This is a genomic window from Calothrix rhizosoleniae SC01 (genome assembly GCF_900185595.1).
Taxonomy (GTDB): domain Bacteria; phylum Cyanobacteriota; class Cyanobacteriia; order Cyanobacteriales; family Nostocaceae; genus Calothrix_A; species Calothrix_A rhizosoleniae.
The window spans coordinates 1-18,886 of sequence record NZ_FYBH01000130.1 but is presented as its reverse complement, the minus strand read 5'-3'; the positions used below and the strand labels follow the sequence as shown (position 1 = coordinate 18,886).

At 40.3% G+C, this 18,886-nt stretch carries 15 protein-coding genes; 5 read left to right on the top strand and 10 right to left on the bottom strand.

Annotated features, from left to right (window positions below):
* Positions 1-3: 3 nt before the first annotated feature.
* The 5 genes from CALSC_RS07760 to CALSC_RS07735 all read right to left on the bottom strand — a co-directional run bounded on the left by CALSC_RS07760 (position 4) and on the right by CALSC_RS07735 (position 8,040).
* Positions 4-1,452: an efflux RND transporter periplasmic adaptor subunit gene (locus CALSC_RS07760; RefSeq protein ID WP_407641895.1), complete on the bottom strand. Its 1,449-nt coding sequence runs from the start codon at positions 1,450-1,452 to the stop codon at positions 4-6.
* 755 nt (positions 1,453-2,207) lie between these two features.
* Complete coding sequence (gene mtnA / locus CALSC_RS07755; RefSeq protein ID WP_088240801.1) at positions 2,208-3,269, bottom strand: S-methyl-5-thioribose-1-phosphate isomerase; 1,062 nt, start codon at positions 3,267-3,269, stop codon at positions 2,208-2,210.
* A 485-nt stretch (positions 3,270-3,754) separates the two neighbouring features.
* The gene (gene dxs, locus CALSC_RS07750) at positions 3,755-5,668 is read right to left on the bottom strand and encodes a 1-deoxy-D-xylulose-5-phosphate synthase (RefSeq protein ID WP_088240800.1); all 1,914 of its coding nucleotides are present in this window, start codon (positions 5,666-5,668) and stop codon (positions 3,755-3,757) included.
* 719 nt (positions 5,669-6,387) lie between these two features.
* Positions 6,388-7,074, bottom strand: a complete 687-nt coding sequence (locus CALSC_RS07740) for an S-layer homology domain-containing protein (protein ID WP_088240798.1) — start codon at positions 7,072-7,074, stop codon at positions 6,388-6,390.
* A gap of 198 nt (positions 7,075-7,272) precedes the next feature.
* The gene (locus tag CALSC_RS07735; protein ID WP_088240797.1) at positions 7,273-8,040 is read right to left on the bottom strand and encodes a WecB/TagA/CpsF family glycosyltransferase; all 768 of its coding nucleotides are present in this window, start codon (positions 8,038-8,040) and stop codon (positions 7,273-7,275) included.
* Between the two features lie 588 nt (positions 8,041-8,628).
* Between CALSC_RS07735 and CALSC_RS07730 the strand changes: the two genes are divergently transcribed.
* The 5 genes from CALSC_RS07730 (at position 8,629) to CALSC_RS07710 (ending at position 13,406) form a co-directional block, all read left to right on the top strand.
* Entirely contained in the window at positions 8,629-9,348 is a 720-nt protein-coding gene (locus CALSC_RS07730; RefSeq protein WP_088240796.1) for a response regulator transcription factor, read from the top strand.
* A gap of 148 nt (positions 9,349-9,496) precedes the next feature.
* Positions 9,497-11,170 (top strand): SpoIIE family protein phosphatase, encoded by a 1,674-nt coding sequence (locus CALSC_RS07725; protein ID WP_088240795.1) that lies wholly within the window; start codon positions 9,497-9,499, stop codon positions 11,168-11,170.
* Positions 11,171-11,175: 5 nt separating this feature from the next.
* Positions 11,176-11,601: an ATP-binding protein gene (locus CALSC_RS07720; protein WP_088240794.1), complete on the top strand. Its 426-nt coding sequence runs from the start codon at positions 11,176-11,178 to the stop codon at positions 11,599-11,601.
* Between the two features lie 218 nt (positions 11,602-11,819).
* Positions 11,820-12,767: a tRNA epoxyqueuosine(34) reductase QueG gene (queG, locus tag CALSC_RS07715; protein ID WP_088240793.1), complete on the top strand. Its 948-nt coding sequence runs from the start codon at positions 11,820-11,822 to the stop codon at positions 12,765-12,767.
* 3 nt (positions 12,768-12,770) lie between these two features.
* On the top strand, positions 12,771-13,406 hold the full coding sequence (locus CALSC_RS07710) for an HAD-IA family hydrolase (RefSeq protein WP_088240792.1): 636 nt from the start codon (positions 12,771-12,773) through the stop codon (positions 13,404-13,406).
* Positions 13,407-13,449: 43 nt separating this feature from the next.
* On the opposite strand, the gene miaB is transcribed toward CALSC_RS07710, so the two are convergent.
* From miaB to CALSC_RS07680, 5 genes are all read right to left on the bottom strand, one after another.
* Positions 13,450-14,814, bottom strand: coding sequence for a tRNA (N6-isopentenyl adenosine(37)-C2)-methylthiotransferase MiaB (gene miaB / locus CALSC_RS07705; RefSeq protein WP_088240791.1), 1,365 nt, complete (start codon positions 14,812-14,814; stop codon positions 13,450-13,452).
* A gap of 189 nt (positions 14,815-15,003) precedes the next feature.
* Positions 15,004-15,753, bottom strand: coding sequence for a creatininase family protein (locus CALSC_RS07700; RefSeq protein ID WP_088240790.1), 750 nt, complete (start codon positions 15,751-15,753; stop codon positions 15,004-15,006).
* 314 nt (positions 15,754-16,067) lie between these two features.
* Positions 16,068-17,006, bottom strand: a complete 939-nt coding sequence (locus tag CALSC_RS07690; protein ID WP_200817589.1) for a helix-turn-helix domain-containing protein — start codon at positions 17,004-17,006, stop codon at positions 16,068-16,070.
* An 18-nt stretch (positions 17,007-17,024) separates the two neighbouring features.
* Positions 17,025-17,906: a hypothetical protein gene (locus tag CALSC_RS07685; RefSeq protein ID WP_088240787.1), complete on the bottom strand. Its 882-nt coding sequence runs from the start codon at positions 17,904-17,906 to the stop codon at positions 17,025-17,027.
* A 141-nt stretch (positions 17,907-18,047) separates the two neighbouring features.
* Positions 18,048-18,707 (bottom strand): Npun_F0813 family protein, encoded by a 660-nt coding sequence (locus CALSC_RS07680; protein WP_088240786.1) that lies wholly within the window; start codon positions 18,705-18,707, stop codon positions 18,048-18,050.
* Positions 18,708-18,886: the final 179 nt, after the last annotated feature.

The following is an 18,886-nucleotide window of genomic DNA, read 5'->3' as shown; positions in this document are numbered from 1 at the left end:
TTTTTATCTAATGGTGGCTGATTTTTCCGAAAGTATGGATATTTTGACGGGATCACCATCTTTTAATGGTTTACTACTCCGCAGAACATAAGATTCTCCCGGCTGCAAGCCAGATAGGATTTCGACTTTGCCATCGGCTTGTCTGCCGAGGGTGACTTTTCTGGCTGTGACTTTTGTTTTGCCGCCTTTACTGGTAACAACAAATACCTTACTATTTTTGATCAGCTGAGATGCTTCTGCCTCTTTGGTGCTTTGAATAGCTGTTAAGGGTGCAACTATGTTTTGAGGTGCGTCACTTTTAAAAGTAATTCTGCTCAACAGTCCGCTACCAATTTTCCCATCATCATTGAGAACAACTATTTCCACAGGTACTAAGCGAGCCGTAGAATCTGCTGCTGGGGAAATACGGGTAATACTGCCGAGATATTTCTGATCGGGAAAAGCATCCAAACGAACTTTGGCAGTTTTTCCTCGCTGAATATTTGAGAGCTCTAATTCTGATACTTCAACTATGACTTTTACTCGGTTGAAATCGGCGATTTGAATAATTTCATTGCCTGGTTGCAGCAAATTACCTGGTTCTGTCATTTTCTCCAATACTACCCCTGTAATGGGGGATTTGACTTGACCATAGGATTTACGTTCTTTGGCTTGGGCAACTACCGCTACTTGGGCACTTAATCGACCCTTGGCGGTGGCGAGGGCTTGCTGTTCTGTGCGAACTTTTTCTTGGGCGGCACGCAAGAGTTGATTGTTGGTGCGGGCAACAGTTCGGGTTTGCTCAGCTGTTTGTTTAGCGATCGCTCCTTCTTTTAAGAGTTTTTCCTGTCTTTTGGCATCTGCTCGTGCTTGCAATAACTCTAATCGCGCCCTTTCTACATCCACACGGGCATTACTAATTTGACTTGTGGCTTTGGCGACTTCTGATTTGAGGGCTGCTAATTCTGCCTGTGCCTCATTTAACGCTGTTTTCAGTAAAGCATCATCTATCTGGGCGACGATTTGCCCTTGTTTAATGTTATCCCCCACATCCACATTTAATTCCAATAGCTGTCCCTGCACTTGCGATCGCAAAGATACAGTGCGAAATGGCATGGTAGTACCAGTATATTCTGCAGGCAATCGTAAGAATTTTAGGCGGGCAATCCCCACATCTACAGAAATCGCACCACCTTTATTTCTACCTGCACCTCGCCGTTGAGATTGAGCGTCTGCTGATTCTTTGGGAAATGAGCCACAACTTGCACTTAGTAATCCAATGCTGAAGAAAGCAGCAATCAAGGCAATATACCGAAATTTGAGAACCTGGGGCAGTAGGCATATTTTTTCATGTAGCTTTTTGCTGTCTTCTGTTCTGTCGAGTCGTAAATTGAGGTTCATTTGCTGAATTGTGATGAAAACAGATGGCTTTTTGACCGCAATCGGGGGTTTATGTTTGTGCAAAATCATCATTGTTGCTCCTTTCAGGACTTTCTTTGGTCAAAACAACCTGATGTGAACCAACGAAAATTTAGTAGTTATCACTTTTGCTGGCAGCCATGATATAGACAGTTATGGATTGCTAAATAATTAACAAACAGCAGAAAATTTCCCTGATAATACTTGTCAAGGGGCAGATAATTAATCAATTAGTTTTTACAATTATAAAAATAGTATAAATCTTTTTAACTGGGTTCAGTAATTCCGACCCAGAGAAATTTTGAATTGATCACTGCTAAATTGAAAATGGAGAGTGAAAGAGTGAAGGAAGTATTTTAACGTTTGGTTGTGTATAAAACATCACGAGGGACTAGCTAGCAAATAGGGAATGGGGAATCGGGAGTCGCTTTTATGGGTAGGGATTTTGTATTTGGTAATTTTTTCTCCGTTTCAGTCGATGCTTAAACGCTGAAATGACCAAACCATGTTAGACAATTGAGAATTCTATCAATTATTTCCGGTATTTTGAAAACCCTACCCTTGAAATATCGGGAGTCGGGAGTTGGTTAAAAGCTTTAATCAGGTATTTTTAAATTTGGCGTTGTATAAATGCGGGATGAATGGATATTTTTAGCCCAGAGTCAGTCACAGGAAGGGAAGCAGGAAGCAAGGGAGAAACCCCATACATGAAAATGCGCGAGATAAAAATCATCCCCTGAACCAGCAACGCCTTCACTTTTCTGCACCTTCACCAACTCGAAACTTTGGTATAAATTCAGAATCTTGACTTACACTATTTGCTTTTCTCGGTGATTGGGTAATTCTTCAGGAGAGAATGCCCCAGTTTCCGTAATAATGGCTGTAATCAATGCTGCAGGAGTAACATCAAATGCTGGGTTATAAAATTCCACCCCTCCAGGAGTGATAACGGTGTCACCCAATTGGTAAATCTCTACTGGATGCCTTTCCTCAATGGGGATTTGGCTACCATCAGTCAGGGAAAAATCAACGGTAGAAAGGGGAGCAGCAACAAAGAAAGGTATATTATGAGCTTGAGCCACCAGTGCCAAACTATAGGTACCAATTTTATTCGCTGCATCACCATTAGCGGCAATCCGATCTGCACCCACAACCACTGCATCAATAAAACCCTGTTTCATACAGTGAGCCGCCATACTATCAGTAATTACCGTGACAGGAATGCCTTCTTGGGCACATTCCCATGCTGTAAGTTTCGCTCCTTGTAATCGGGGACGAGTTTCATCTGCATATACCCGTGACAAGCGTCCCGCCGTCCATGCCGATCGCACCACTCCCAAAGCTGTACCATAACCCGCAGTTGCCAATGCACCGGCATTGCAGTGAGTCAATAGACACAGCTTATCTGGCTCTTTTGGTAAGACTTTTAAACCATTAGCACCGATCGCCTGACAAGTTTGTAAATCTTCGGAATTAATATTTTGGGCAGTTTGAAATAGACTAGTTTTGATTTCCTCCACAGAGCCTAAAGTTTCATAAGCAGTTCTCATTATCCGTGATACTGCCCAGGATAAATTGACTGCTGTGGGACGGGTAGCACGCAACATTTCTGCGACTTTTTCCAAATCTTGTAAAAAGCGATCGCGGTTATTGGTATCTATTTCCCTAGCACCCATGTACATACCATATGCCGCAGCTACACCAATGGCAGGAGCGCCACGTACAATCATAGTTTTAATCGCCTGTGCCATATCTTCACTACGGCTGATTTCCACAAAAATATACTCACCAGGTAAGCGAGTTTGATCAATTAAAGAAACGGCGTTGTTATGCCAAATAACTGGATATACTTGGTTTGTCAGGGAATTCATGCAATTAAATAAAATCAAAGTTAGAGGTTTTAGGTAATTAGAACTTCGACAAGTTCCGGCATTTTTTAGTAGATGTACCTTTTAGGATATTAAAACTATTAAGGACATGGTGAAAAACATCTACCATTTCTGTAGGAAGATGAGCTCAGTCAGGAAGAGGCAGGGGAGCAGGAAGCAGGGAGCAGGGGAGCTTCCACAAATAAATGATACTGTGGGCACTGATAACTTGCACCATTCTCAACAAGGAGGGTTGCAAAGAAGATCAAAATCTGGAAAATAACTAATAAGTTTACTGTTCATGGGTTTGCTGCTTCAAAAATGTCCTAACGTGCTTTGGTAGTGCGATATAATGGTTTCAGCTGATGTTTCTTGAAAATAAAGAAACCCGGCTTATAGGAGAAATCATTGGTTTCAACAATAGAAATCTCCAAAAAACCAGGTTTCTAGCTTTAGCTTTTGAGAAGTTGCACAATGTGCCTAAATGGTTAACTTTGTTGTACAACAGCTGATTCTTGCTGACCAAAGAAAGCCTGCAATACCCTTTCAGCAATTTGAGAACTAGATAAACCTAATGCTGCCTTAGATTCATGTGGCTGAGCATGATCTACTAATACATCTGGGACACCAATACGTTTTACTGGTACTACTACATCAGCATCTAATAAAGCTTCCGCCACTGCGGAACCAAATCCACCAGGGATACACCCCTCTTCCAAGGTGACTACTCGCCCAATCTTCTCAGCCAAAGGTAAAATTAACTCTGTATCCAGAGGTTTGACAAACCGGGCATTAACCACCGTCGCTTCAATACCATGTTCACTAAGAATTTCCGCAGTTTGCAGTGCCGGATGTACCATTGTGCCATAACCTAGCAATAGCACATCATTTCCATGACGCAACATCTCTCCCTTGCCGATTTCCAATGCTTCCCAACCTTCTTCCATTAAAGGTACACCATAACTGTTACCACGGGGGAAACGCATGGCAATTGGACCGGTATGGTTAATTCCAGTCACTACCATGCGTTGCAGTTCAGCCTCATCTTTTGGTGCCATTAACACCATATTGGGAATACAACGCAAATAGGCAATATCATACATACCTTGGTGAGTAGGACCATCTGCACCGACAATTCCGGCTCGATCCAAACAGAAGAATACTGGTAAATTTTGAATGCAAACATCGTGAACAATCTGGTCATAGGCACGTTGCAAGAAGGTAGAATAAATTGCCGCCACCGGGCGCATTCCTTCACAGGCAAGTCCTGCTGCTAAAGTCACAGCATGTTGCTCGGCGATGCCCACATCAATATATTGATTTGGTAATTTTGCCTGGAGCTTATCTAAACCCGTGCCTGTAGCCATTGCTGCTGTAATACCAATGATTTTGGGGTTCTGTTCTGCGAGCTTGACTAGGGTATGGGCAAAAACTTTTGAATAAGAAGGGGGCTTAGGCTTATTGGAAGGAATAGCTTTACCGGTGGAGAGGTTAAAAGGAGATTGGGCATGATAGCCAACCCGATCTTTTTCCGCAATTTCATAACCTTTACCCTTCACCGTCCCTACATGAACTAAAACTGGTCCTCCCATTTGATGGGCTTGCTGGAAGGTATGAATTAGCTCTTCCAGATTATGCCCATCCACAGGTCCCATGTAAGTAAAGCCCAGTTCTTCAAATACAGCTCCTACTTTAGGAACAGCTAACCGTTTCATACCTTCCTTAACTCTCTCTAATTCAGGAGATAGGGATTCACCCAGAAAGGGAATTTGTTTAAATTGTTCTTCAATATTGTCGGTAAAAAACTGTACGGGTTCACTTAAACGCATCTTGTTTAGATAACGAGGAATTGCTCCCACATTGGGAGAAATGGACATTTCATTATCATTGAGAACGACTATAAGATTAGTTCTAGGTAAATGTCCGGCATGGTTAATGGCTTCCAAAGCCATGCCACCAGTCAAGGCTCCATCACCAATAATGGCTGCAACTTTAAACTTTTCTCCCTTGATGTCCCTTGCTAATGCCATTCCCAGTGCAGCAGAGATACTAGTGGAAGCGTGTCCAGCACCAAAATGGTCAAATTTATTTTCACAACGCTTGAGATAACCAGCTACTCCATCTTTTTGCCGCAGGGTATGGAAGTCATTGTAGCGCCCTGTGATTAATTTATGGGGGTATGCTTGATGCCCTACATCCCAAATAACTTTATCTCGATCTAAATCTAGAGTTTGGTAAAGTCCTAGGGTTAATTCTACAACACCCAATCCTGGCCCCAGGTGCCCTCCAGTTGCCGCCACAGTTTGCAAATGCTTATCTCTAATTTGACGGGCGATTTGTTGTAATTGCCGAATTGATAAACCATGCAACTGATTAGGGTGGGTGATTTCGCTTATGTGCATACTAATAATTTTTTACTTGTTTCAGTTTAGTTCTCGTTATTCTAATTTTGCCATGCTCAGGTTGCTTACAGAATGAATTGAATTGCGACTAAAAATAGTAGAATTTTGTACTTTTTAATACGTTGTTTGCAATATTGATATTCTTTAGTGAGAAAGCATTGGCTAAGTAAAAATAAAAACATGTAATTTTCTGGATTTTAATGCTATTTGTATGCTAAAGCTATAAAAGTAGCGGTTTAAGATTAACTTGATATTGTCAAAAATAATTAAATATAATGTATTGTTTATACTATTTTATTAAGTATTTATTAGGTTAAATCCTGTTTGAAAATACTGAGAAATAAGCAAGTAATTATTTTTAATTCAACTACAAAATACGTATTTTTATTGATATAAATGTTGATTTTTCCTATTTTTAAAAATCATAGATTTTTGATAAAAAAAGCATTTCATTCTGACAATTTACACCAAAGAGGATTATTTCATGGTAAAAAAACTCCGGCAAAGTCTCTGAAGCAGAATAAAGGACGTGAACTAGCCACACTCCTCCTAAGGAGTGAGTTGGGAAAAACATGCTCAAATCAGCGAGTGCCTTTGCGGCGCGGGGGTTTGATCTATTATCAAACCCCCGCGCCGCAAGCCAAAAAAAGTGAATTTACTGAGTATATTTGAGTAAGGCCTGGCAGATTTGGGTAACTTTTATGAAACCCCAGGTATTTTTATTCAGAAGATGGCAAGGAATTGGGAGCAGGGGGAACTTTTGGGGTGTCTGGTTGTGGCTTCTTTCTTTCTAAATATTTACTTAAAACAAATGCCATATCTCTACGAGTCATGGGTTTTAAAGGAGCAAGCTTTCCATCCTGGATATTAATAAATTTTTCTGCTACCACAGTTGCGATCGCTTTTCTTGCCCAACTAGGGATAAACTTAGAATCAGGATAGGGAGAGAGTAACTCATCTACAGTGTCATTGCTAAACTGGAAAACTCCATAGGCTTGGGCAAAAATTGCCAAACCCTCTGCTCTACTTACTTTTTGATCGGGGAAAAACATATTACCCCGATAGCCCCTCATAATATTAGTCTTTAAAACTACCTGAATATCGTTAAATGCCCAATGGGAAGAGGGAACATCTGCAACCACTACTAGTTTTTCCTGTAAAGCTTCTTGCCGCTTATCTAAGCGAAATGCCTTTACCATAATCGTAGCTAGTTGTGCCCGATCAAGCCACCTTTCCCCATAAAAATTACCGTCGGCAAAATTGCTCATTAATTTGGTATCTACTACCCGTTGAATATAATCTGATGATTTTTCAGGAGTAGAAGAACTATTTTGTTGAGCGATCGCTTTGAAGGGTAAGCAATGTAATAATACTACTAAGGATAGAGTACTTAGAAGCTGACGCATAACTTAATTTACCACTCAGTACTATTTATATAAATTGATACTCACTATCTAAAGCTGAGGAAATTTTGAGTTGATCCAAACAACTTTTCTATACACTTATGATTTTTAGACTTACTGGAGTAGTTGTAAAGTTCCCCCTATTTTTTGTCAGTAGGCAGAGAGAAAAATTGACTAGGTTCTGTTTCTAATCAGTAAAAATTATGACAATGATTGGCTAATACGTAATTTTTCAGATATGCCAGAAACCAAAGCTTTACAAGCAAACTCTGGTAAAGCTAACATCCGTCGCCAGCGCCACGGTTCTTGATAAAGCCGATATAACCATTCTAAATTGTTATTTGCCAACCACTGGGGAGCGCGGGTTTTTTGCCCTGCCCAAATGTCAAAACTACCACCAACCCCAATCCAAATAGCCTGGGGACATAGCTGACGATTTTGGTGAATCCACATCTCTTGACGGGGTACTCCCAAGCCAACAAAAATTACATCCGGTTGTAATTTAATCAGTGTTTGCCGTAATTCCTCTGCCTCTGCTGGTGAATGATAACCAGAATAAGTACCGATGACATTTAAACCAGGTACTTCTTGTCGCCATGATTCTGCGGCTTTCGTCGCTATACCAGCAGCCCCTCCATAGAAAAATACCTTTTTATCTATATTTTTTCCCCCTAGGTTTTTTAACAAGTCTTCAGCAAGTTCAATCCCAGGAATTCTTTCTACTTTTTGCCGCAGCATTAATTTTAAATATAGAACTACTCCCGCTCCATCGGGAATCACCAGTTCTGCATCATGGATCACTTTAGCCAGAGATTGATTACGTTCTGCCTGCATAGTCATTTCTGCATTTAGAGTAATTACATGACCTCCAGAACCTTGTCGCAATCTTTCTAGCAACCAATCCAAATAGTTACTCATCACATTAACAGGTAATCCTAAAACGGAAAAGGCTCCATGCAATTCAGACATAACCTGTGTTATTTACCTCATCACGATCCATATGGCAAGTAGTTTATCAAATATTTTTGAATATACCATGAATTAGGGATTAAATTTTAGTTATCTAATTCTGCAAGAAGGCTTCCGCTTACTCCTAGAGAAGCGGTGAGAGGAATTGCGGATTGCAAACGAAACGCCCCTTGACCGAAAAAAATGTTGCAGCTATTTTGGGAAAAAGCAAAAAATGCAGTTGCCAAGCCCCATTATCAAATCTCCAATATTGAACGTTTGCCCATCCCTTGTGCGACCAAGCTGATATGATTTTTGTTGAAGATATCGACTTGCGAATCGGCGCTAAAGGCTTCTTGGGTAAGCTCATCTTGACGGTGGCTTGAGGCAATTTCCAGATTTATTGTCTTGGGTTTACTGACAAAGAGATAAATAGTACCGATGGCTCATGGGAGAAAAAATGACCTGTAAAGTTCTACCGTCGGGGGTGCAATGCTAGATCATTGGTGCGGTGCAGGAATGTCTTATCCCCAAATAAACCTACACTCCCGCTGAACTAGGAGTGTGTGGAGTAGTCACAGCTAATAATCTAAAGAGCAGAACTTGACCATGAATAAAATTCGTGTGGCATTAATTGAAGATCATGATCTTACCCGAGTAGGTATTCGCACAGCATTACAACAAAAAGAAGAAATTGATGTTGTGGGAGAAGCTGCTAATGCTACTGAAGGCTTACAAATGTTACAACAAACCCACCCAGATATCGCAATTATCGATATTGGATTACCAGATAAAGATGGCATTGAATTAACTAGGGACATTAAATCCGCCTCTAGTGGAAAAGAATCAGCTATAAAGGTTTTGATTTTGACTTTACGGGATAATAAAGAAGCGGTACTGGCTGCCTTCGCAGCAGGTGCGGATTCTTACTGTATGAAGGATATTCGTTTTGATAACTTGCTGGAGGCTTTACGAATAACCTACAACGGTAATTCCTGGATAGACCCCGCAATTGCTCGGATAGTCTTGCAACAAGCACAACAAACTTCACTGAAGTCAGAAGCAAATATTGTGGAAAATACTACCTCTGTAAATGCTTCTGTGAAAAGGAAAAGTGATGAAATGATCGATGCTTATACCCTAACGGAACGAGAGTTAGAAGTGCTACAGTTAATTGTTGAAGGATGCAGTAATGCTGTAATTGCTGAAAGACTATACATCACAGTCGGTACTGTGAAAACACACGTCCGTAATATTTTAAATAAGCTATGTGCTGATGACCGCACTCAAGCAGCTGTTCGCGCTTTGCGTTCTGGGTTGGTGGGATAGGTCAATGTATTAGGGTAGCAACAATCGGGGTAACTATAAAGACATTTACAACTTTTACTTGCTTATGACTTGTGTATTCTTAGTTCAGTTCTGCATTGCAACATCATTGAAATTGCCTTGAAAAGCAAAAAATAAGTGAAGTCAAAGTATGGCAGATAAAACCCGTAAGCTGAAGCTCATGGTTGTAGACGACGAGCTAGATAATTTAGAATTGCTCTACCGCACTTTTAGACGAAATTTCCAAGTGTACAAGGCACATAATGCCCAAGTTGCCCTAGACATTTTGGGAAAAGAAGGGGAAATGGCAGTAATTATCTCCGACCAAAAAATGCCGGAGATTAATGGCACTGAATTTATCGGTATGACCGTGGAGCGTTTCCCCAATACAATGCGAATTTTGCTGACCGGTTTTACTGATGTGGAAGATTTGGTAGATGCAATTAATTCTGGTCAAGTATATAAATACCTTACTAAACCTTGGAAGCCCGAGCGACTAAGGGCAGTAGTCGAACAAGCAATTGAAACATATCTTTTAGTCAAAAAGCGTACTGATGAACTCAGTCGTGCTCTACGCCGAGAATCTTTGTTTAATGAAATCACTTCGGCTATTCGAGAATCTTTAGACTATTACAGTATGTTGCACAAAATTGTTGCCACTATTGGGCAAACCTTTGCAGCTAGTAGTTGTTTATTGCGACCGGTAGAGGACGATCGCTTAACAGAAGATGAGTTTTCTTACTACGACTCCCAATCTCCTGTTGTTCATGAAGATTTTGATTCCAGTGCGGTTATTAAACAAGTTTTAGCAACCAAAAATTATCAATTAATTCAATCTACCCATGATCAGAAATCTTGCCATCAATTAGTAATTCCTTTTACCTATCAACAAAACTTTCTAGCTGTTTTAAGTCTCTACCAATGGGGTAGTGATGATCGCCCCTGGGATGACGAAGATATTCAATTAATTTGCAGTGTAGCTGAACAAGCAGCTTTAGCTGTTTCCCAAGCCAAACTTTACCAAAAACTCCAAGAGAAGCAGGAGCAGACTCGCATTGAATTAGAAGTTGCTCGGCAAATTCAGCACAACTTACTACGCCAAGAATTTCCCCGAATACCTGGAACAAAGGTACAAGCCTGCTGTCAACCAGCTCGTGAAGTAGGGGGGGATTTCTTCGAGGTATTTTCTCACCCGAAAGGGGATATATGGGTAGCTGTGGGAGATGTATCTGGTAAAGGTGTACCAGCAGCCTTATTTATGGCGAGTGCAATTTCCATATTACGCCGAGAATTATCTGCAGAAACCCCACCAGAGCCCAATATTATTATCCAAAATCTGAACCATGCTCTGAGTGATGACTTAATTAGCAATAATTACTTTATTACTATGGCTTTAGCCCGTTACACCCCTGAAACTGGTGAGTTGGCTTATGCTAATGCCGGTCACATTTACCCTTTAATTTGGTCACGTCAAGCCCAGATGGACTGCACACCCAATTATCTCAAAGTCCGTGGTATTCCTTTGGGTATATTACCTCATTGGCAAGCAAAGTCCGGGCGTTTAGTCTTGGAATCGGGAGATATTTTGCTGCTAACTAGTGATGGAATTACTGAAGTAAAATTAACAACTTCAGTATTACAGCCCGCTATTATTGGTGATAGCCAAGCAATATCTAGTAGTTCTATGCTCAATCAAGATGGTCTCTGGCATATCATACAACAGCAGTCACAACCATTTTCTTTGCAAAACTTGCTGACTCGCATACAAGAATATAGCCAAATTCAAGAAGATGATCAAACTATACTTTCTTTGGAGGTTTTATAAGTAGTATGAAAACTGAATTAAATGTACCCAGCGATTTAAAATTTTTAACTATTGTCGAAGATTGGTTATTGGGAAGCTTGAAAGCTGAACTCGGAGAATCTGTTGATTGGACCAGACAATCTGCTCGCTTGAGGCTAGCTTTGGTAGAAGCTTACTCCAATGTTGTCCGCCATGCCCATAAAGAAGAATACAATTTACCTGTACGAATTCTTGTGGAACTCAAAGATGGAGAACTTGCCCTAGAAGTTTGGGATCGAGGTGAAGGCTATAATGCAAATGCTTATTTAGCACCTAACCCTGAAGATAAGCAAGAAGGGGGTTATGGTTGGTTGATCATGAATCGTCTCATGGATAAGGTGGAATACCAATTGCAAGTTAACGGTGGTAATTGCCTGAAGTTAGAAGCTTCCCTAATAGAATCAAAAAAATAAAATCACCTCTTTTGGGCTATCAGATTTGTGGCTTATTTCTCTAAAAATTAAATACCCATAAAAATCAAATTTTATCAACTTTATAATTCATGATTGCAATAAATGATTTCGTAGAGATGCAACATGTTGCATCTCTACAAAGTTGCATTCTTTGTTCTTGTTCTTATTTAAATTGAGGTAAAATATATATTTTTAAAAATAGATGTAATTGATAGCCAATGAATCAACGTACTGAGATAAATAGTGATTTAGTTAAGCAAAAAGCCCTAGATTTGGGATTTCATCAGGTAGGAATTGCGGCTGTAGATGGGGTCGATACAACAGCAAAACAGCGATTAGAAGCTTGGATAGCTCTGGGTTTTCATGCTGATATGGCATGGATGACATCCCCCAAGCGCCATAATATTCAATTAGTGATGCCAGAAGTGCGATCGCTAATTTGTGTAGCTTTAAACTATTACACACCCCACCAACGTCCTGGAGGGAAAGAATATGCCAAAATATCTCGTTATGCTTGGGGACGAGACTATCACAAAATTATGCACAAAAAATTGAAGGCTCTTTCCAACTGGTTACAAAGTTTGGGTACAGGTATTCAAGGGCGTTATTATGCGGATACAGGCCCCATACAAGATAAAGTTTGGGCACAACGAGCTGGTATTGGTTGGATTGCCAAAAATGGCAATTTAATTACTAGGGAATATGGTTCTTGGGTATTTTTAGGAGAAGTATTGACAAATTTACAGTTATCCCCAGACAAGTCTCATACCCAGCACTGTGGTAGCTGTACCCGTTGTTTGCAAGCTTGTCCTACTGATGCCATTACCAAACCATTTGTAGTTGATGCCAATCGGTGTATTGCTTACCATACAATTGAAAATCGGGATGAGAAATTGCCCGAGACTATTGCAGCTAATTTACAAGGTTGGGTTGCTGGTTGCGATATTTGTCAAGATGTTTGTCCTTGGAATCAAAGATTCGCCAAAGAAACTGATGTAGCGGAGTTTCAGCCTTATTCTGGAAATGTATCACCAAAGCTGGTAGAATTAGCTCATATCTCTGATAGAGATTGGGATCGCCAATTTACAGCATCGGCATTGCGAAGAATCAAGCCAAAAATGTTACAACGAAATGCCCGTGCTAATCTTGAGGCATCCCCCATGTAAGTTATGACTAAAAAGGTAATTATTTTTGATTTTGACGGCACAATTGCTGATACATTCGATGCCGTTGTTAGTATTGCTAATCACTTAGCAGATGAATTTGGTTATGCACCTATTACGACAGAAGAATTGGCGTATTTGAGAAATTTAAATTCTAGGCAAATAATTAAGTATTCTGGTATATCTTTTTTAAAAATTCCTTTTTTAGTTAAAAAGGTGAAATCTAAATTAAAAGGGAAAATCCACGAATTAAAACCAATTGTAGGTATTAAAGAATCCTTAGTTGCTTTAAGGGATGAGGAGCATCGTCTAGGAATTATTACTTCCAACTCTTCAGAGAATGTCATGGATTTTCTCAAAAATAATGATTTAGCAATATTGTTTGACTTTATCTATTCTGGAGTCACAATTTTTGGCAAAACCACTATTATTAATAATGCATTAAAACAAAATAACTTATTGTCACACCAAGTAGTTTACGTGGGAGATGAAACTAGAGATGTAGAAGCATCCAAAAAGGCTAATATTAAGGTCATTGCAGTGGCTTGGGGTTTTAATTCTCACGAGGTACTAGCTAAGCAAAACCCTGATTTTCTAATTCATCAACCACAAGAATTATTACAAGTGGTTGAGAATTGTTAACTCGCTACGCGAGAAGGAAAAAGGAAGAGGTAACTTGTAAATTTCAAACTGATAAAACCTGTGGTGCTCCTACAAGTTCACCAGTCAAGCTAAAGGCACGACAATCTGTAATCTTCACCTTCACCAATTTACCTTTCAGTTCACTAATATCCCCTTCAAAGAAAGTTAAACGATTACCTCTAGTGCGTCCCATTAGTTGAGCTTGATTCTTGGTATTTTGTTCTTCTACCAAGACTTCTTCTACTCTTCCCAGGTATCGTTGAGAACGTTCGGCTGCTCTTGTTGCTACAAGGTGATTTAACCTTTGTAAGCGATCACTTTTTACTTCATCGCTCAATTGTTCATCCCATAATGCTGCTGGGGTTCCTGGGCGGGGAGAATAAGCAGCAGTATTAATGAGGTCAAAACCAATATATTCTACTAGTTTCAGAGTATTTTCAAACTGTGCCTCTGTTTCCCCAGGGAAACCAACAATCGCATCTGCACTAATTGCTGCATCGGGCATATACTCCCGAATTGTATGGATAATCCGGCGATATTTCTCATGGGTATATCCCCTGGACATCCGTTTCAACAGTTTATTATCTCCTGACTGGAAGGGTATATGAAAGTGTTCGCAGACCTTGGGTAATTCAGCACAGGCTCGAATTAACCTTTCAGTAAAATAACGGGGATGGCTAGTTGCAAAGCGAATACGTTCAATCCCCGCTACATCATGGACATAATAGAGTAAATCCGTTAATGTATTTTGCCGTCTACCTTCTGGGGTAATTCCTGGTAAATCTCGCCCATAAGCGTCAATATTTTGTCCTAGGAGAGTAACTTCTGGATAACCCTGTCTGCCGATTTCTTCCATTTCGGCACGAATTGCTTCTGGGGTGCGGGACTGCTCCACACCACGTACATTCGGGACTACACAATAGGTACAGCGTTCGTTACAGCCATAAATCACATTCACCCAAGCAGTTACTTTGCTATCTCTTCGAGGCTTGGTAATATCCTCTATAATATGGACAGGTTCAGTCGCTACCACCTGATTGCCATCAAATACCTGTTGTAGTAAATCTTGCAAGCGATTAGCATGTTGTGGCCCCATTACCAAATCTAATTCTGGCACCCGTCTTAATAAGGATTCACCTTCCTGCTGTGCCACACAACCAGCAACAACTAAGGTTAAATCTGGCTGTTGATGTTTACGCTTTGCTTGTCTACCTAGATAGGAATATACTTTTTGCTCTGCATTATCTCTGATGGTGCAGGTGTTGTAGAGAATTACGTTAGCATCATTGGGATCTTCTGACCATTCAAAGCCCATATCTTCCAAGATGCCAGCCATACGTTCTGAATCGGCTTTGTTCATCTGGCAACCGAAGGTAGTGATATGATAGCGACGGGATGAAGTGGTCATTGGTAATTTGACTGAATCAGGTAGGAAGTATATCGAGTTATATATTCTATACTATTAAAGTATAGGCAAAATTAGCAGGTTTAGGAATTTATCTCCACAATTTCTCCAGTTAATATAGGTTTGGCAATGAATTTTGTCACTGTTTTATCAGGATTGGTGATAGCTGGGAAAAATTGCAGCAATTATTTGTTATTCTTCCATGCCTAAAAAACGCAAATAACCATTGCTGAGTTCTTTTACAGCTAAATCATAAAACTGCTTGCCATGTTCTGGTGTGGCTAGGCTGGGGTCTGAACCCATTCTCCCATCTGGATAAGATTCTCGAAAGTTGGTTGCGCCATAAATAGGATATCCCTTACTTACTTCTGGGGATAGAGGTGCTTGCCTGATAACATCGGGATAAATATACTGAGTTACAGCCACTTCACTGGGAGTAGCATGGGAACCCTCACTATCACCATATAATTCTTTGGCTAATTTGTATACAGAAGAGCACATAAACCAGTTAGCAACTTGGCATTTTACCCTGGATGAATGTGAGATCTGTAAATCTGACAAATATGTATAGGTTTCGGCAAATGCTGCCTTGAGAGTAGCAATATTACCTCCATGACCATTAATAAAGTAAAAGTTGGTAAAACCAGCTTTGGTCAAAGAAGTAATATAGTCTCTAACTACCTGAATCATGGTAATAGGACGCAGACTAATGGTACCGGGGAATGCCATATGATGCAGTGCCATGCCCACATTAATTGTAGGAGCAACCATAGCTTTAGTTTCTTTCCCTACTTGATGGGCAATGGCTTCCGCACAAATAGCATCAGTACCAATTAACCCCGTTGGACCATGTTGTTCCGTAGAACCTATGGGAATAATAATACCTTGCGATCGCTGTAAATAAGCTTCGACTTCTTGCCAGGTACTTAGATGCAGTAACATTTATCAATTTTGAATTGGAGATTTTGGACTTCGTCGTGAGCGCTCAGTAGAACTATTTTGACTTTCCCCCTTATCCTCTAAGGGGGGATTGACCAAGCCCCATTGGGGTAGGATTTGGGGCTTGGGGTGTGGAATTTTGGGGAACAGACAGCCCCAACAACTCGTGGGATACAAGCCCCCTGTTTCCAAGACGATTGTGTTGGTCACAGTTCAAGCCTCTGACAACACAGTGTTTCCTACACCCTACACCCTAATGTTGACTGATGCTTTACGGTACTAGTGCCCATAGCACCACTGCTAACGAATCACTAGATCTAAGCCAAAGAGTAAACTTGACCATCAATCAATAAGCGAGTGATTCCCTTGGCATTTAGATGATAACGAGTCTTATGTAGCATTTTACTATCTGGTACCTTAATCACGCGATCGCGTTTCGTCGAAAATCTTTTCGCTACACGATGGTTGTCAAACACTGGTAGTGTATTTGACAATGTTTCCAGGTTAGGGATTTGACCCAAATCAGCAAAATCCTTTAGAGGTTTGGTAATTAATTCTGCCGAACGGTCAATTACCAGGTAACAAGTTCTAGGTAAATTAGCGGTAGATAAAGGTAGAACTTGTACCACTGAACTGCCAGAGATCCGTTTTCTGAGGATGGGTGTTGTTTCTTCAAACTCCTCATCATCGTCATCATCATCGAAATCTTCCAGCTCCTCTTCATCAGTTAACAAGTCTTCACCGAGCATTTCGGCAATTACCTGGTTTTCTATGCGATTATCCTCATCTTCTAACAAAGGACTGGGAATTTCTTCGATTTCTGGGGATTCTGGTTCTAAAAGTTCTAATTGTTCAGCAATCTGGTTACCCGATTGTGTGACGGCGGAAGAACGCCGTCTCACTCGACGAGTCCCTGAACTATCTACATCAGCAGATTTTTTAATCGCCTTCGAGATAGATGGCTTAGATGGTTTCGCCTTGACTGGTTTTGGCTGGGCAACTTCCTCCGGCTCCGGTGGCTCCGGTTTAAATGGTTGTTGTTGGTAACTTACCTGGGCTCGTCCTTCAGGAGTTCTAGCAGCCCGCTTTAAGGAAACCAAATATTCATACTCATCTTCCGGTAAAGTGCTTTTGAGTAGGCGACTAATAGTCGAGTTACTTACCCCGTAGCGTTCTGCCAGAGTTGAGGTAGTTTCAGCACTTTCTCGATATAATTTGAGAATTTCTTGTTTATCAGAATCAGTTAATTTTCTCACGGTAGACACCAAAAAACTTTAGGCTCTTTTTCGTCCACTACGGCGCAAACGGTTAAGTGATGCGTCATATTCCAAGGCAGCTCCCATTCCAAATAAAACTCCACTAAATACCCAAAATACCTCTAATATGTCCCCACTTTCATAATTGGGATACCTACTAGCATGTTTGAACCACATATCTGCAATGTAAAGGGAAAATGACGCGGCTGCAATCATTCGCCAAGACAAAGAGACTCTACCTCCCCAAAAAGCCAACAGTAAGGTAGTGGCAATTATTAGTAGTAGCACATCACTGATAACATAGAACCAATTCAATATTGGGGCAACGGTTTCTACCCATGAGGGTAACTCCTGCTTAGCGACTTCTGCTCCTTCTACTGGGCTAGAAATTAACCACACTAAGGCACTACCAAAGACTGCAATGGCCAATACAATTAGCCATTGCCAAGGTTCGAGATTGATCCGTCTAGAAGTAAATGCCAAAATGATTGCCGTACCTACAAATATATAACTAATAACAAAAAATATATCGCCCACAGAAACAATTGGTTCTGCTTTCAATACTATTTCTGTATATCCGAAAAATATACCTCCTAAGAAATAGGAAAGCATACCCATGCCTATTAGTAGCCACACCGGTCTTCCGCTAACAATTTGCGGACTGCGCCAATTCCTTAAGCATAGAACACTAGCTAGTAAATAGGCTAGAGCTTCCAATATATTTGTACCCATTACATACCATTCAGGACGCTTGGCAATCCCATCCACTGCTGGCACTTTGGCACTGAATAGTAAAAAATATAACAATGCTAATACAGCCCAAACAATGCTAAATAAAATAATATTATTAGTAGATATTAAAGTATTTTTACTTAAAGATTTGTGTGATATATTACTCATAATATAATTGACTGTGTAAATTTGCTGTGGTGAGGGATGTGTGGCAAGCAATCTTTACAAAAGCCAGATGGCATTTATCTTACTTACTTTATGAAGACAAAAATCATGATGATTTTACATTTGTAAATAACACATTCCAGCTCATTGCCACAGTTTACTCAGTGGAGATATTTTTAGCCACCTGATGAATACCGAACGATCCTCATCTGTCATTTCTTCTAATTGATCAGTTACTTTATAGGCAAAGTTCTCATTCCCAAAGTATTTTTTGCCTAATTGGTGTAATTCTTGTAAAAGAATCACCAATTGTTTCTCTTTCCATATAGGACTTTGTGCGGCTCTAAGAGGATTAATGTTAAGTAATTTTTCTACTGTCTCTGAGGGATTGGAAACAAGTTTATGCTTCTCTAAGATTTTTGCAATATCTTGGGTAAATAATTTTGAACTTCGAGAACCTAATAAGTCTTCGATATCCATGTGTACTGCTTGAATTAGCAAAAGACTAGCTTTGCTTAAAAGGCTGACTTTGCTTAGTTCATCTGTATCACAATCATTAGGCTGTTTTAAACGAACCTTACCCCAGATACTATAGCGTTCTGGTTCTTCCAGTAACACACAAGCTTTGCCACGGTTATCGGTTAAGTCTCGCCATAGAGCTACTGCTTCTTCCTCTTCACTAGCTGGAAAAACATGAATCAAACGGAAGGTTTGCTCCTGATAATAGAGGACGGGCACCTGCTGATCCCGTTTTGGATGCTGAATAGTAGATATTTCAACATCCTGTTTTTTGAGAATAAACATGGTACTGGTGAATAACTCCTGACAGGGGCGTTCCAAATATGGGAAACTACGATATTTTTTGGATATATTGCTAAAACAAGACACTTCTGGCAGAAGTCGGGAAAAAATTCAGTTTATCCTTATTCTTCACCAGTCGCCAAATTTTTCGTTGCAACATTTCTAACATTGATCAAGATGCT

Excerpts from the sequence above, each read along its gene's own strand:
- CALSC_RS07700 (WP_088240790.1), bottom strand. The coding sequence starts at position 15,753 with ATGTTACTGCATCTAAGTACCTGGCAAGAAGTCGAAGCTTATTTACAG.
- CALSC_RS07725 (WP_088240795.1), top strand. The coding sequence starts at position 9,497 with ATGGCAGATAAAACCCGTAAGCTGAAGCTCATGGTTGTAGACGACGAG.
- dxs (WP_088240800.1), bottom strand. The coding sequence starts at position 5,668 with ATGCACATAAGCGAAATCACCCACCCTAATCAGTTGCATGGTTTATCA.
- CALSC_RS07685 (WP_088240787.1), bottom strand. The coding sequence starts at position 17,906 with ATGAGTAATATATCACACAAATCTTTAAGTAAAAATACTTTAATATCT.
- CALSC_RS07760 (WP_407641895.1), bottom strand. The coding sequence starts at position 1,452 with ATGATGATTTTGCACAAACATAAACCCCCGATTGCGGTCAAAAAGCCA.
- CALSC_RS07720 (WP_088240794.1), top strand. The coding sequence starts at position 11,176 with ATGAAAACTGAATTAAATGTACCCAGCGATTTAAAATTTTTAACTATT.
- CALSC_RS07735 (WP_088240797.1), bottom strand. The coding sequence starts at position 8,040 with ATGTCTGAATTGCATGGAGCCTTTTCCGTTTTAGGATTACCTGTTAAT.
- CALSC_RS07740 (WP_088240798.1), bottom strand. The coding sequence starts at position 7,074 with ATGCGTCAGCTTCTAAGTACTCTATCCTTAGTAGTATTATTACATTGC.
- queG (WP_088240793.1), top strand. The coding sequence starts at position 11,820 with ATGAATCAACGTACTGAGATAAATAGTGATTTAGTTAAGCAAAAAGCC.
- CALSC_RS07710 (WP_088240792.1), top strand. The coding sequence starts at position 12,771 with ATGACTAAAAAGGTAATTATTTTTGATTTTGACGGCACAATTGCTGAT.
- CALSC_RS07680 (WP_088240786.1), bottom strand. The coding sequence starts at position 18,707 with ATGTTTATTCTCAAAAAACAGGATGTTGAAATATCTACTATTCAGCAT.
- CALSC_RS07730 (WP_088240796.1), top strand. The coding sequence starts at position 8,629 with ATGAATAAAATTCGTGTGGCATTAATTGAAGATCATGATCTTACCCGA.
- miaB (WP_088240791.1), bottom strand. The coding sequence starts at position 14,814 with ATGACCACTTCATCCCGTCGCTATCATATCACTACCTTCGGTTGCCAG.
- mtnA (WP_088240801.1), bottom strand. The coding sequence starts at position 3,269 with ATGAATTCCCTGACAAACCAAGTATATCCAGTTATTTGGCATAACAAC.